This is a genomic window from Streptomyces sp. NPDC018045 (assembly GCF_044327445.1).
Taxonomy (GTDB): domain Bacteria; phylum Actinomycetota; class Actinomycetes; order Streptomycetales; family Streptomycetaceae; genus Streptomyces.
Genome location: NZ_JBIRFL010000031.1, coordinates 35,113 through 49,154, shown reverse-complemented (window position 1 = coordinate 49,154; position 14,042 = coordinate 35,113). Strand labels below are relative to the sequence as shown.

The 14,042-nt window shown below is 74.3% G+C and carries 13 protein-coding genes; 7 read left to right on the top strand and 6 right to left on the bottom strand.

The window, feature by feature from the left end; all coding sequences use genetic code 11:
- Positions 1-11: 11 nt before the first annotated feature.
- Both ACH4EB_RS34550 and ACH4EB_RS34545 read right to left on the bottom strand, forming a co-directional pair.
- Entirely contained in the window at positions 12-1,601 is a 1,590-nt protein-coding gene (locus ACH4EB_RS34550; RefSeq protein ID WP_398352264.1) for an acyl-CoA carboxylase subunit beta, read from the bottom strand.
- 67 nt (positions 1,602-1,668) lie between these two features.
- Positions 1,669-2,463 (bottom strand): BTAD domain-containing putative transcriptional regulator, encoded by a 795-nt coding sequence (locus ACH4EB_RS34545; protein ID WP_398352263.1) that lies wholly within the window; start codon positions 2,461-2,463, stop codon positions 1,669-1,671.
- A gap of 548 nt (positions 2,464-3,011) precedes the next feature.
- On the opposite strand from ACH4EB_RS34545, the gene ACH4EB_RS34540 reads away from it, so the two are divergent.
- Positions 3,012-4,118, top strand: coding sequence for a sensor histidine kinase (locus tag ACH4EB_RS34540; protein WP_398352262.1), 1,107 nt, complete (start codon positions 3,012-3,014; stop codon positions 4,116-4,118).
- A gap of 49 nt (positions 4,119-4,167) precedes the next feature.
- On the top strand, positions 4,168-4,782 hold the full coding sequence (locus tag ACH4EB_RS34535) for a DNA-binding response regulator (RefSeq protein ID WP_398352261.1): 615 nt from the start codon (positions 4,168-4,170) through the stop codon (positions 4,780-4,782).
- 20 nt (positions 4,783-4,802) lie between these two features.
- Here ACH4EB_RS34535 and ACH4EB_RS34530 read toward each other — a convergent pair whose 3' ends face one another.
- The 4 genes from ACH4EB_RS34530 to ACH4EB_RS34515 all read right to left on the bottom strand — a co-directional run bounded on the left by ACH4EB_RS34530 (position 4,803) and on the right by ACH4EB_RS34515 (position 9,225).
- A complete protein-coding gene (locus ACH4EB_RS34530; RefSeq protein ID WP_398352260.1) occupies positions 4,803-6,038 on the bottom strand; it encodes an acyltransferase domain-containing protein in 1,236 nt (411 codons plus the stop codon).
- A 34-nt stretch (positions 6,039-6,072) separates the two neighbouring features.
- Positions 6,073-7,812 carry a fatty acyl-AMP ligase gene (locus ACH4EB_RS34525; RefSeq protein ID WP_398352259.1) on the bottom strand — a complete coding sequence of 580 codons (1,740 nt, stop codon included), beginning with the start codon at positions 7,810-7,812 and terminating at the stop codon, positions 6,073-6,075.
- Between the two features lie 127 nt (positions 7,813-7,939).
- Positions 7,940-8,164, bottom strand: a complete 225-nt coding sequence (locus tag ACH4EB_RS34520; protein ID WP_398352258.1) for an acyl-CoA carboxylase epsilon subunit — start codon at positions 8,162-8,164, stop codon at positions 7,940-7,942.
- 392 nt (positions 8,165-8,556) lie between these two features.
- A complete protein-coding gene (locus ACH4EB_RS34515) occupies positions 8,557-9,225 on the bottom strand; it encodes a hypothetical protein (protein ID WP_398352257.1) in 669 nt (222 codons plus the stop codon).
- Between the two features lie 153 nt (positions 9,226-9,378).
- On the opposite strand from ACH4EB_RS34515, the gene ACH4EB_RS34510 reads away from it, so the two are divergent.
- The 5 genes from ACH4EB_RS34510 to ACH4EB_RS34490 all read left to right on the top strand — a co-directional run bounded on the left by ACH4EB_RS34510 (position 9,379) and on the right by ACH4EB_RS34490 (position 14,025).
- Complete coding sequence (locus tag ACH4EB_RS34510; protein ID WP_398352256.1) at positions 9,379-9,615, top strand: hypothetical protein; 237 nt, start codon at positions 9,379-9,381, stop codon at positions 9,613-9,615.
- Positions 9,616-9,685: 70 nt separating this feature from the next.
- Positions 9,686-11,440, top strand: a complete 1,755-nt coding sequence (locus tag ACH4EB_RS34505; protein WP_398352254.1) for an acyl-CoA dehydrogenase — start codon at positions 9,686-9,688, stop codon at positions 11,438-11,440.
- A 13-nt stretch (positions 11,441-11,453) separates the two neighbouring features.
- A complete protein-coding gene (locus ACH4EB_RS34500; protein ID WP_398352253.1) occupies positions 11,454-12,338 on the top strand; it encodes a 4'-phosphopantetheinyl transferase family protein in 885 nt (294 codons plus the stop codon).
- A gap of 70 nt (positions 12,339-12,408) precedes the next feature.
- Positions 12,409-13,170 carry a thioesterase II family protein gene (locus ACH4EB_RS34495; protein WP_398352252.1) on the top strand — a complete coding sequence of 254 codons (762 nt, stop codon included), beginning with the start codon at positions 12,409-12,411 and terminating at the stop codon, positions 13,168-13,170.
- Positions 13,171-13,200: 30 nt separating this feature from the next.
- Complete coding sequence (locus ACH4EB_RS34490; RefSeq protein ID WP_398352251.1) at positions 13,201-14,025, top strand: BTAD domain-containing putative transcriptional regulator; 825 nt, start codon at positions 13,201-13,203, stop codon at positions 14,023-14,025.
- Positions 14,026-14,042: the final 17 nt, after the last annotated feature.

The window sequence follows — 14,042 nt, the reverse complement described above, 5'->3', positions numbered from 1 at the left end:
CCGCGCCCGGCTCACAGCGGCACGTTGCCGTGCTTGCGCTCCGGAAGGTCGGCGTGCTTGCCGCGCAGCGCGGCCAGCGCGTCCACCAGCACCCGCCGTGTCTCGCCGGGGTCGATGACGTCGTCGACCAGGCCCCGCTCCGCGGCGTGGTAGGAGTGCATCAGTTCCGCCTGGTACTCCTTGACCAGGCGGGCCCGCGTCGCGTCCGGATCGGCGGCGGCCGCGATCTCGCGCCGGAAGATGACGTTGGCCGCGCCCTCCGCGCCCATGACCGCGATCTCGTTGGTCGGCCAGGCGAAGGACAGGTCGGCGCCGATCGAGCGGGAGTCCATCACGATGTACGCGCCGCCGTACGCCTTGCGCAGGACGACGGACACCCGGGGGACGGTGGCGTTGCAGTACGCGTACAGCAGCTTGGCGCCGTGCCGGATGACGCCGCCGTGCTCCTGGTCGAGGCCGGGCAGGAAGCCGGGTACGTCCACCAGGGTCACCAGGGGGATGTTGAACGCGTCGCAGGTGGAGACGTGGCGCGCGGCCTTCTCGGACGCGTTGATGTCCAGCACGCCGGCCAGCACGGCGGGCTGGTTGGCGACGAAGCCCACGGTCTGCCCCTCCAGGCGCGCCAGGCCGCAGACCACATTGCGCGCCCAGCCCTCGTGCACCTCGAAGAACTCGCCGTCGTCGACGATCTCCTCGATGACCGCCCGCATGTCGTAGGCCCGGGCGGGGTCGGCGGGGACGAGGTCGGTCAGCGCGTCGGTGCGGCGTCCGGGCGGGTCGGTGGCCGGTGCGGCGGGCGGCAGTTCGCGGTTGTTGGCGGGCAGCAGGGACAGCAGGAAGCGGACGTCTTCGAGGCAGTCGGCCTCGTCGTCGTAGGCGAAGCCGGCGACCCCGGAGACGCCCGCGTGCACTTCGGCGCCGCCCAGCCCGTCCTGGGTGATCTCTTCGCCGGTCACCGCCTTGACCACGTCCGGGCCGGTGAGGAACATCTGGGACGTGCCACGGACCATGAAGACGAAGTCGGTCAACGCGGGGCTGTAGGCCGCGCCGCCCGCGCACGGGCCGAGCATCACGCTGATCTGCGGGATGACGCCGGAGGCCCTGGTGTTGCGCCGGAAGATGCCGCCGTACCCGGCCAGGGCGGTGACGCCTTCCTGGATGCGGGCCCCCGCCCCGTCGTTGAGGCCGACGAGCGGGGCCCCGGCGGACAGCGCGAGGTCCATGATCTTGTGGATCTTCGCCGCGTGTGCCTCGCCCAGCGCGCCGCCGAAGACGCGGAAGTCGTGCGCGTAGGCGAAGACGGTCCGGCCGTGCACCCGGCCCCAGCCGGTCACCACCCCGTCCCCGTGCGGCCGGCGGCCCGCCATGTCGAACCCGGTGCTGCGGTGGCGGCGCAGTGGCTCGGTCTCCGTGAACGTCTCCGGGTCGAAGAGGAGGTCCAGCCGCTCCCGCACGGTGAGTTTGCCCTTGGCGTGCTGCCGCTCGGTGGCGCCGGGGTCCGGCCCCCGGCTCACCTCCGCCTTCAGACGGCGCAGTTCCGCGGTGGAGCGGCGCAGGTCGGGCGGGGGCGCGCCGGTGAGGAGTTCGTCGAAGGTCGTCATGGCGCGACCGTAGGAGCGGTGCCTCGAAGGAAGCTGAAGGCGGGCTGGACAACGTCTCGCGGGCCGGTCAGTCCGCGCCCACGGCGTGCAGGCCGGGTACCGCGTCGCCGCAGAGCACCGCCTGGTGGAGCTGCTGGAGGGACGGCGAGGGTTCCAGCCCCAGCTCGGCGACCAGGATGCCGCGCAGCCGCTGGTAGGCCTCCAGGGCGCGCCAGGATCCGCTCGAACGGTGCAGGGCGAGCATGAGCTGGGCACAGAACCGCTCGTGCATGGGATGACGTGCCGTCAGTACCCGTAGCTCCGGCACCAGTTCGGCGTGCCGTCCGAGGTGCAGGTCGGCGTCGATCCGGCACTCCAGGGCGGCCATGCGGCTCTCCTCCAGGCGCAGCGCCTCCAGTTCCAGGATGCTGCCGGCCCGTACGTCGACCAGCGCGGGCCCCTGCCAGAGGGCGAGGGCCCGGGAGAGCGACCGGGAGGCGGTGCGGTAGTCGGTGGCGTGGAAGGCCGCCCGGCCGTCGGCCACGAGCTGCTCGAACTCCTGGGCGTCGGTCCTTCCGGGCCGTACCCGCAGCAGATAGCCGCCGAAGCGGGTGACGAGCACGTCCTTGGCGTCGACGGCGGGGGTGCCGGCCAGCGCGGCGGTGATCTTCCGGCGGAGCTGGAGGATGTAGGTCTGAAGCGTGGTGGCGGCGCTGCGCGGTATCCGCTCCCCCCAGATCTCCGCCATCAGGGTCGGTACCGTGACGACGTGGTCGGCCTGCAGCGCCAGCATCGCCAGGATCTGCCGGGGCTTGGCCGCGCTGGGTACCACCGGGACGCCGTCCTCGTGTGCGGTCAGCGGGCCCAGTAACGTGATGTCCATTGCGCGCTCTCCCCTTCCGGTTCGCCTCGCACGGTCGCGGCCCGGGGAACGTCACCCGAAGCCTGCTGACGAGAGTGACAGCAGTGACGGCGGGCGCCCAGTGACCGGGGCACGAACCCGGACATGAAAATTTCACGGTCCCGCGATGGCGGCGCCGGCCCGCCGCGGACGCGCCGCGGCGGTCTCACCGGGCGGGGCCGGCCGTTCGGACCGGAGGCGGCCACGGGCGCGCGAACGGCCGGTGGCGGACCGGCGGGCCGGCGCTTCTCCGCCCTTTATCCGGCTGACCAAGTTTGCACAACCAAAGCACCATTACTCCTCATACTTTCAGTCATGTTCGCATCGCCCGAGTAACGTGTGCGCGGGACTCTGGTCCCGGCCATCTAACGAGGAGGCACCGCGTGGTTGACCCTTTTCGGCGTACGGCAATCGGAGTCGCCCCCCTCGATCTGGAAAGCGGCGACGGGAGACACCAGGCCCCTTCGGGCCAGGGGGTGGACGACCAGCCGATCCGTTCCGCCGCCGGGGGCGAAATTCCGGCCATCCACGTGGCAAGAATCATCACCATCATCGTGCTGTGCGGCTATACGGCCGTGCCCCTCCTCGAAGTTCTGCGGGACGACCCGCCGCTGGACCTTCTGCTAATGTGCCTCGGCTCGGCGTCGGCGCTCTTCTTCCTTCAACTGCTGCACAGTTCGCCGCGGGCCCGCCGCTGGACGGCGCCGTGGAAAACGCTGACGCTCACCGTCCAGTCCGTTCTGACGTTCCTTCCGTTTCTGTGGCTGGGCATCACCTGGGCGGGCATGGGCGGGATTCTCGGTTCCTCACTCCTGCTGATGCTGCCCGCGCCGCTGTCCTGGTTCCTCTTCGCGCTGGTGGCCGCGGTGATCGACGGTTATGCGTTCGCCCTCCGGCTCCCGGCCGTCACCGAGCTGTACACACCGCTCACCACCCTGCTCACCGGCCTCGTCCTGTACGGGCTGACCCGGCTGACCGACCTCGTGCACGAGGTCCATTCGGCGCGTACGGCGCTGGCCCGGATGGCGGTCGCCCAGGAACGGATGCGCTTCTCCCGGGACGTCCACGACCTGCTGGGCTACAGCCTGTCCGCGATCACGCTCAAGTGCGAACTGATCCACCGCCTGGTGGTGACCAACCCGGCCCGCGCCCAGGAAGAGGTGACCGCCGTGCTGGGGGTGTCGCGGCAGGCCCTCGCCGACGCCCGCCTGGTGGCCCGCAGTTACCGCGAGATGTCGCTGTCGGAGGAGGCCGAGTCGGCCGCGACGGTACTGGCCGCGGCGGACATCCGGGTCACCCTGGACATCTCCTGCGGCCGGCTGCACCCGGCCGTGGACACGGCGCTCGCGACCACCCTGCGCGAGGGGGTCACCAACGTCCTCCGGCACAGCAAGGCCCAGTCGTGCACGATCACGGCGGTCCGCAAGGACGACACCGTGTGGCTGACGCTCGTCAACGACGGCGTGGTGGACAAGGACCGGCCCCTCGGCCCCGGCGGCAGCGGCCTGAGCAACCTGGCCGCCCGGCTCGGCGCCATCGGGGGCCGCGTCACCTCGGGAACACGCCGGGACGGGCGGTTCCACCTGGAAGCACATAGTCCGGTCCGCCCCGGCGCGATATGCCCGGAGCACAGATAATCTTCACCGCACGACCGGAGGAGCCGCACGTTCGATCGGGGGAACATCCATGCTGTCGGTGAGGATTCTGCTTGCCGAGGACGTGCACATGATCCGGGGGGCGCTCGTCGCCCTGCTGGAGATGGAACCGGACCTCGAAGTGGTCGCCTCACTGGACCGCGGTGACACCATCGTGGAGACCGCGCTGCGCACCCGCCCCGACGTGGCCGTCATCGACATCGACCTGCCGGGCGCCGACGGCATCACCGCCGCCGCCGAACTGCACGAGCGGCTGCCCAGTTGCCGGGCGCTCATCCTCACCAGCCTCGGCCGTCCCGGCACGGTCCGCCGGGCGCTCACCGCGCATGTCGCCGGCTTCCTGCTGAAGGACGCCCCGCCCAGTCACCTCGCCCGGTCCGTCAGGTCGGTGGCCGCGGGAGAGCGGGTCGTCGACCCCCAACTGGCCCTGTCCGCCTGGGAGGCGACGGACTCGCCGCTGTCGCCACGGGAGACCGAGGTGCTCCGGCTGGCGGCCCGCGGCGCCGACGCGGCCGACATCGCCCGCTCCCTGTATCTGACCAGGGGGACCGTCAGCAACTACCTCACATCGATCGTCACGAAGCTCAACGCCCGCAACCGGATCGACGCCATCCGCGCGGCCGAGGAGGCCGGCTGGATCCCGTGACGGCCGCGGCGGCCGGGCCGTCACCACCTCCCCGCGCCCTCGGTGAGGGGCCGGACGTCCAGCGCGGAGAGCACCTCCGCCAGGTCCACCACGCCGGCCCCCGGCCCGTGGCACACCGGGAGGCAGCGCGGCCCGGCCGCCCCGCCGATCCGGCGCACGAACGGGGTGAGTACGGCCTGCGGCGCGATCTCGACCACGTGGGTCGGTGCCTCCAGGGAGAGCATCCACCGGACGGCCTCGGCGAACCGTACCGGTGACGTGACCAGCTCGGCCCAGTAGTCGGCGCTCAGCGGCGCCGCCCACCGGCGGCCGTACACCGTCGAGTAGTACCCCGTACGGGGCCGGTCGGAGAGGGATCCGGCCGCCCGCGCCCGCAGGTGGGGCACCGCCGGCGCCATGAGCGGCGAATGGTAGGCGTGCCCGGTGGCGAGGAGCCGGCCGGCCACGCCCTGCGCCGCCAAGGCGTCGCGTGCCCGGGCCAGGGCGTCGAACCGGCCGGAGAGCACGGTGGCCCGGGCCGCGTTGACCGCGCCGACGTACAGTCCGCGCTCCCCGGCGGCCCCCAGGGCCTCGCCGGGCTCCGCGCAGACGGCCAGCATGCCTCCGCCGGCCGGCAGCCTCCGGGTGCACGCGCCGCACAGCGCGGCGAGCCGCGCCGCCTCGGCCAGCGGGAGCGCCTCGGCGACCACGGCCGCCACCAGTTCCCCCACCCCGTGGCCGACCACCGCGACCGGCCGTACCCCGGCGTCCAGCAGGGTGCGGGCCAGGGCGTAGCCGACGGCGAACACCGCCGGCGGGGGCAGCGCCCCGCGGTGGCGGACCGGGCCGCCGTGGAGCAGGCCGACGACCGAGCGGCCGACGTGCGGCCGCAGCGCCTCGTCCGCCCGGGTCAGGGCCGTCCGGTACACGGCGGAGGCGTGGTGGAGGCCGGCCGCGGTGCCGGGGGGCCGGCCGCCCTGCCCGCCGATCACGAACGCCGGGCGGACGCGGCCCGCGTCCCGGCGGGCCCGGCGCGCGGTGAGCTGGTCCGCCAGGTCGCCGACGGAGGGGGACACCCAGATGTCCTCGGGGTCGATCAGCGGGCCGAAGCCCTCCTCGATCTCGCCGAACAGGCCCAGCAGCGCCACCGAGTCCAGTCCGCACTCCGTGAGCGGTGTCTGCGGGCCGATCTCCCGGGCCGCGTAGCCGGAGATGCGCCGGATGAGCCAGTGCAGCAGGTCCGGCTCGTACGGTTCGACGCGCGGTGGTGCCTCCACGTGTGCCCCCTTCGCTTCCCGTTCCCCGCCGGTCTCACCCGGCCAGGGCGGTGGGTCCGGTGGTGAGGTCGCCGTCGAGCCGCTGGTGCAGCGGGCGGATCCGGCCGCGCAGGAACAGTTCGCGCATCGCCGACCGCTCCACCTTGCCGCTGGTCGTGCGGCGCACCGTGCCCGGGCGGACCAGCAGCACTCCGCCGACCCGGACGTCGAACTCCTCGGTGAGACAGCGCTCGACCTGGGTGGCGAGGGATTCGAGGTTCACGTCGAAGCTGCTGCGGGTGCGCAGTTCCTGGACGACCACGACCCGCTCCCGCTCCCCCGGTACGCCGAACGCCGTGCCGGGCCCGAAGAGCGCGCTGACGCGCTGCACCGTGCGCTCGACGTCCTGCGGGTAGAGATTGCGTCCGGCCACGACGATGACGTCCTTGAGCCGTCCGGTGACGTAGAGCCGGCCGTCGCGCACCGCGCCGAGGTCCCCGGTGCGCAGGTAGCCGCCCTCGCCGTCCGCCGTGGCGGCCTGGAAGGTCCGGGCCGTCTGGCCCGGGTCGCGCCAGTAGCCGCGGGCCACTCCCCCGCCGCGCACCCAGATCTCGCCGATCCGCCCTTCCGGCAGTACGGCCCCGGTGTCCGGGGCGACGATCCGTACGTCGCAGCCGGCGGCGGCGCCGCAGGACGCCAGACGGCGGGTCGGCCGGCCCGGTGCCGGGTCGCGCCAGAGGTTGCGCTCCAGTGCCTCGGCGTCCACCGTGCACTCGGCGGCCGGCCCGGTGTCCCGGCCGCCGGAGACCAGCAGGGTGGCCTCGGCCAGCCCGTAGCACGCCGAGAAGGCCTCGGCGCGGAATCCGGCGGGGGCGAAGCGTTCGGTGAAGTCCCGCAGGGTTGCGGGGCGTACCGGTTCGCCGCCGGAGACGGCGGTCCGCCAGCCGCTCAGGTCGAGTTCCGCCGCCTGCTCGTCGGTGACCCGGCTGACGCACAGGTTGTAGGCGAAGTCGGGGGCGCCGCTGACGGTGATGCCGTACCGGTCGATGGCCTGCAGCCAGCGCACCGGATAGCGGACGAACGTTTCAGCGGGCAGCATCACCGAGGTGCTGCCCAGCCAGAGCGGGTGCAGCAACTGGCCGACCAGGCCCAGGTCGTGGTGGAGGGGCAGCCAGCCGCCCAGCCGGGTCCCCGGCTCGGTGCCCAGCGCCTCGCGCATCGCCCGCTGGTTGGCCAGCAGGTTGGCGTGGGTGACCACCACTCCGCGCGGACGGCCGGTGGAGCCCGAGGTGTACTGGAGGTAGGCGACCGTGTCGGGCGACAGCGAAGGCGGCCGCCAGGGGCCCGCCGCGGGCACCACGTCGGCGGGCAGACAGAGCGTTCCGCCGTGTCCGCACTCCGCCAGCATCCGCGACATCTCGGGGGCCAGCGCGGTGTCGGTGAGGGCCACACACGGCGCGGTGTCCCGGACGATCCCGGCGATGCGCTCCGTGTGGTGGGCCCGGCCGCCGCCCGGCGGGGCCGGCACGGCGACGGCCCCGGCGTACAGGCACGCCAGGAAGCTGACGGCGAACCGGTGGCGGGAGCCGTGCAGGAGCAGCACCCGCTCGCCCGCGGCGCCGTGGCTCTGCAGCCAGCCGGCGAGCCGGCGGGCGGAGCTGTCCAGGCTCCGGTAGGTGACCGTCTCCGGCCGCGGCTGCTGCGCGCCGTCCGGCAGCAGGAGCAGTGCCTCCCGGTCCGGTTCCGCCTCGGCCCGGGCCAGCATGACGTCGGTGAAGGTACGGTGTGCGGTCAATGCGTCCCCCTCGCGGGTGTTGCCTCGGTGCTGTCCTCGTACGCGGACCGGCCGTGCGGGAGCGTGTACGTTCCGCACGGGCCCGTGGCGCGGAGCGGGTCCCGCCGGCCGGTGGCACGACGGCAGCTCATGGCGCGGCCCAGGACACCGCGGACCGGCGCCGGGAGCCCGCCCGGCCCCAGGAGGCGCGGTGCGGGGCCCCGGCGGCGCGGGCGGCGCCCGGGTGGCCGGGCGGCACCCCGGCGGGCTGCCCCGGGGTGCCCAGCAACGCCAGCAACACGGCGGTCAGGGCGGCCAGTTCGGCGTCGTCCGGATGACCGCGGAGCACGGTGAAGAGCGCGCGTTCGGGCATGTCGCCAGTCTGTTCCCGGCAGCTCGAACACCGGTGGAACTCCGCCTGCGGAACGCTCGAACCGCCCCCCCGGCCGGCTGTGGCACGCGCCAGGCATGCCGTTCCCAGGTGCGTACGGGAGTCGCCCGCGGCGCTCTTCCATGATCGGTTCAGGTGTGCGTTGATGGTCACAGGGTGATGTTCCTGGCCAACGCCATCCACCAACTCTCCGGCCAAGTCACCCCTCACCCTGCCCGTCGATTGGTGACCGCATCCGAACAAGCCCACCCCGGCGTCCGCCGCGAGCCCTCGGGAGACGTCAAGAGCAACCGACACCGCACAGCCGCTCAGCAGGCGACTCCCGCAGTCCTCTCGCCACGGCTCCCGCGCCGAGGGACGAAGCCACACCCGTGTCAGGCCCCCGCACCGGCGATCCGCACCCGCTCGAAGGCGAGTCCGGAGGCCAGGGCGCGCAGTTGCCGGGTGCGGTCGAGGAAGCGGTCCCCCTGCGTCGCGGCGTCGCACGCCAGGGCGCTGTGCCACCAGATCAGGCCGAGGTAGGCGCGCGGTTCGAGGGTGCCCTGCAGCAGCAGGCAGCCCCCGCACCCGGGGTCGTACAGGAACCGGCCCGCCAGCGCGCCGAACCGCGTCTCGAAGGCGGCCGCCGGGCCGGAGAGCGTCACCCGCACCAGCAGCGCGTCCGCGGCCTCGGCTGCGCCGGGCACGTCCCCAAGGAGACCGGCCGCGACCGCCTGCCCGGCCTCGACGGCGGCCAGCCGGCCGAGCCGCGCGGAGACGGCATCCGTGGGGAACGCGCCGAACAGATGCTCCGGCGACCGCCAGAAAGCCAGGTGGAGGTAGCTGCCGGAGCGGTCCAGGGACCTCAGCACCACCTGGCTTTCGAGGCTCCGCAGCCGGCCCCAGGCCCGTACCTGCCGGGCGAGTTCGCTCTCGAACTCCGCCGCACCGCGCTCGTCCCCGAGCGTGAACCGCTGTACGGAAGCGATCTGCCGGCCCCGGTCTCCGCGTGAGCCGGCGAGGGGCGGCAGGCGTCCCTCGCCTGCTGGGACGTTCGGCGTCACTGCTCATCTTCCCTTCGCCATCTGGTGATCACCGCGGCCGGACGGCCCGGCGGCGGCTGCCCGGGCGGCCCCACCGCGAGAGTTCTTCGAGGTCAGGTCGAGCGCCGCTTGCCAGGCTGCCGCGCCCGAGCCGAGCCGAAGGGACCCGATGCCATGCCCCGTACCGACCGTTCCACCGGACCGCGACCGGCCGGCGTACTGCGCGGCCTGCTGCGTCCGGTGGTGCGCGCCCTCGTCGTGTTCGGCTGGATGTGGCTGCCGGGCGTACCGCCCCAGGAGCTGTCCGGCCCCACCTGGCCGTACGGGCCCGCCTGGCCGTACGGGCCCGAGGACCCGGTGCGGCCGGTGCGCGCCGGAAAGTCCAGCACGGCCGACTTGAGCGGCCCTTGACCGCCGCGGGAGGGCAGCGGGAGCGGCGGGAGCGGTGCGGCAGGGAGGGGAGGCGGAGACGATGACCGTGGTGACGAACGGTACCGGTCCGGGCCCGGCGGAGCAGGCCGACGGAGACCGGGCCGCCGAGGCCGCCGTGCGGGAGCGCGTCGCCCGGCTGGAGCGCGGTTTAGGGGAACCGGACGACCCGGGCAATCCGCTGGGTGCCGAGCAGTTCGTGCGGGCGGACGCCGAGCGGCGGCTGCTGCCGGCGGCCGAGGCGCTGCTCGACGGCTTCCGGCTCCACGCCGAGATCGTGCCGGAGGAGCTGGGCGGCAGGCTGCGGCGGCTGGACGTGCTGGCACGGGTGATGCGGGCGGTGTTCCGGCGGGACGCGGCGCTGGGCCTGTCCTGCGGGATGAGTTCGTACCTGGCGGCGGCGGTCGTGTGGTCCGGGGGCTCGGCACAGCAGCGGCGCCGCACGGCGGACCTGCTGCTCTCCGGCGGCCGTACGGTCTGCGCCTATCCGCAGCCGGCCGAGGGCAACGCCTTCCTGCACAACGGTTTCACCGTGACCCCGGACGGTGCCGGATACCTTCTCGGCGGCCGGAAGGAAGCGCTCAACAACGCCGCGCGGGCCGCGTCCCTGCTGCTCTTCGCGCGCGTGGACACGGCCGGGGAAAGCGGCCACCGCGCGTTCCTGATCGACGCCCCGCAGGCGGGCGCGGCCGGGTTCCGGCTGCTGGACCGGCGGTCCACCACGGGCGTCCGCGGCTGCCTCGTGCACGGCCTGGAGTTCGACCGGTACCGCGTGCCGGCGGACCGGTCGCTCGGCTCCGGGACGGAGCCGGCCGCGCGGGCCTTCCCCGTCATCCGCAGCACCGGCCCCTCGATGGCGCTGGGCTGCGCCGACACCGCGCTGCGCACGGCGGTCGCGTTCTCCCGCGCCCACCGTGCGCGCGGCCGGGCGGCACCGCGCGCGCCGCGCACCCGCCAGGCGCTGCTGGGCGCGTTCAGCGACCTGCTGCTGTGTGACGCGCTGGCGCTGGTGGCCACCCGGGCGGCGCATCTGCTGCCGCGGGAGAGCGCCACGCTGAGCGCGGTGGTGAAGTACCTCCTGCCCATGTTCCTCACCGAAACCGGCTACGACCTCTCCGCCGTCCTCGGCGCGGAGTCGTACGCGCGGCAGGGAGCGTTCGCCGTCTTCCAGAAGGCGCTGCGGGACCTGCCGATGATCGGCCTCGGCCCGGTGGGCAGCGAGGCGAGCCGGGCGGCCGTCGCGGCCCACCTGCTCCGGCTGCCCGCGCTGCGGCCCCCGGCCGGCGGGGCGGCCGGCGCCGCGCTCTTCCAGCCGTACGAACCGGGGCTGCCCGCACTGCGACCGTGCGAGCTGACCCTGCCCGCGAACGGGGACTCCCTGGTGGGCGGCCTGGAGGAGAGCGTCGAGCGGGCCCGCGCGGCAGGCGGCGGCGAACTGGAGCGGGCGCTCGCCGGCTACGCCACGGCGCTCGGCCGCGAGCTGGACCGGCTCCGGCACGACTGTTCCCCGCCGGGCCGCTCCGGCAACCGCCCGCAGCCGCGGGTGTACGCGCTGGTGGACCGGTACGCCCTGATCGCCGCGGGCGCCGCCTGCCTGGGCGTGTGGCGGCACCACACCGGTCCGGGCGGCGGTCCGCCGACCGGACCGGCCTGGGCGGTCATGGCACTGGCGCGGGTGCTGCGCAGACTCGACCCGGCGACGCCCCGGCCCCCGGCGTCCGGCGAGGAACTGCTGCTCACCGAGCTGCTGCACCGTTTCGACGACGCCCGCAGCTACGACCTGTACGCGACCGCGATCGGCCGATGACGAGGAGAAGGCGATGCCCCGCCCGGTCCGTACGCGCCCCCCGGTCTCCGTACGGCCCCGGGACGGGCTGCCCGGGGCCCCGGACGAGCCCGCGGGCCGCGCAGCACCCGCGGCCTGCGAAGCCTCCGACGCCGCCTGGCAGTCGGTGCGCCGCGAGATCCGCTCCACGGGCGCGTCGGTGGTCTACGCGACGGTCGCCGACTGGCTCCCCGCCGACCTCGGTGACAGGGGACTGGCGGCGGCTCTGGGGCGGGACCACGAGCGGCTCCAGCGGATGTCCAGACCCCGGGCCCGGAGCCGGTTCGTGGCGTCCCGGCTGCTGCTGAAGTCGGCGGCGGGCGCGGTCCTCGGCGCCGCGCCGGAGGAGCTGGACCTGGCGTACAAGCCCGGCGGACGCCCGTACCTGCGCGGCATCGAACAGCTCGACGTGAGCCTGAGCCACACCGGGGAACTCCTCGTGGTCGGGCTGACCCGGCACAGCCGGATCGGGGTGGACGTCGAACACTCCGACCGGCCGATGCTGGGCCTGGGCACCGAGCGCCGGGTGTGCACGCCGTACGAGCTGGCGGCGCTGCACCGGATGGCCGAGGACCGGCGCAACGGCGAGCTGGTGCGGCTGTGGACGCTGAAGGAGGCCTACAGCAAGGCGATCGGCCAGGGGCTGCGCCTGCGGTTCACCGAGTTCGGTTTCGGTGTCCGGGGCGGGCGGGTGCGGCTGCTGCGCCCGGACGGGTCGCCGGGGGTGGGCGCGGAGTGGGGTTTCCGTAGCTGGCGGGTGCCCGGCCGGTTCACGGTGAGCGCGGCCGTGCACGATCCGGGGTTCGGCGCCGGGCCGCTCTTCGACGGCGCGTCGACCGGTCCGCTGCCGCTTTCCGACCGCGGTTCCACCGCTTGTTGAGCGGCGTTCCAGGGGATGCGGTGACGCTCGTTCCGTCTCGCCTGCCGGCATCGCACGGAAAGGAGATACGGTGCGTCGTTTTCTCGCTGCGCGATGGCCCGACGACGGCTCGGCACACAAGCTGCTGTGCTTCCACCACGCCGGCGCGGGGGCCATGGCCTTCGCCGGGTGGCAGCAGCGGGTCGGGCCGGGCGTGACGGTACTGCCGGTCCGGTTGCCCGGCCGGGAGTCGCTGCGGCGCGAGGCTCCGGTCACCGACGCGACGGCGCTCGTCAGGGCCCTCGCGGAGGACCTGGGGCCGCTGCTGGACGGGCCGTACGCCTTCTACGGGCACAGCCTGGGGGCCCTGGTGGCCCACCGGTTCGCCCGGCACCTGCTCGACACCGGGCAGCGGGGGCCGGAGTTGCTGGCGGTCGGCGCCTGCCCGGCACCGCACCTGCCCCACCGGCTGCTGACGAGCGCGGCGGAGCCCGGTCCCACCGACGAGGAGCTGGTGGGCCTGCTCGTCGACGGCGCGAGCGTGCCCGAGGCGATGCTCGCCCGCCGCGGGTGGCTGCACGCGACGCTCGGCACGCTCCGGGCGGACCTGCGGCTGGCGGCCGCGCTGCGCGAGGCGGCGCCGGCCGCGCTGCCCTGTCCGGTGTGGGCGTTCGCAGGGGCGGACGACCCGCTGGTCGGCCGCGCGGAGGTCCGCGCGTGGCAACACTGCACGACCGCCCCGTTCCGCCTGAGGACCGTGCCCGGCGGACACTTCTTCGTCCGCGGCCGGGAGGCGCCGCGGGCGGTGGGAGAGGCGCTGCACACGGTCATGCCCGTGCCCCGCACCGGCTGAAGGGTTCGTTTACAGATAGGGGATCCGCGGATGGACATCAGCGTACTGGGGCCGTTCAGAGCGGTTCAGTCGGGAGTGTCGGTGACACCGACCGCCGTCAAGCCCCGCAAGGTGCTCGCCCTGCTCGCCCTGCAAGCCAACCAACTGGTCTCTACGTCCTCGCTGGTGGAGGAGGTCTGGGGGGAGTCGCCACCGCGCAGTGTGCAGACCACCCTGCAGACCTACATCCTCCAGTTGCGCACCCTCATCGCCGCTTCCCTGGGCGAGGACCGCGCGGGCCTGCCGAACGGCGCGAAGAGTGTCCTGGTCACCGAACCCGGCGGCTACCTCCTCGACACCCTGGGCGGACTGGTCGACGTCCAGGAGTACGAGGCGCTGGCCACGGCCGGCCACCGGGCGCTGGAACAGGGCGACTGGGGCGGTGCGGCCGGCTGCCTGGGCCGGGCGCTCGCGCTGTGGAACGGCCGCGCCCTGGTCGACGTGCAGTGCGGCCCGCTGCTGGAGGTGGAGGTGACGCGCCTGGAGGAGTCGCGGATGAGCGTCCTGCACGCGCGGATCGAGGCGGACCTGAGGCTGGGCCGCCACCATGAGGTCATCGGGGAGCTGTCCGGTCTCGCCGCCCGGCACCCGCTGCACGAGGGCGTCCACGGCCAGTTGATGGTGGCGCTGTACCGCGCGGGGCGCCGCGGCGACGCCCTCAACACCTACCGGCAGTTGCGCGCCGCGCTGGGCCAGCACCTCGGCCTCGACCCGTCGCCGGGCATCGAGGACCTCCAGCAGGCGGTGCTCGACTCCTCCCCACTGCTCGGCCTGGACGGCTCCCTGCCGCCCGGACGCCTGGTCCGGGCCGGCTGACCACGCCCCGGGCCCGG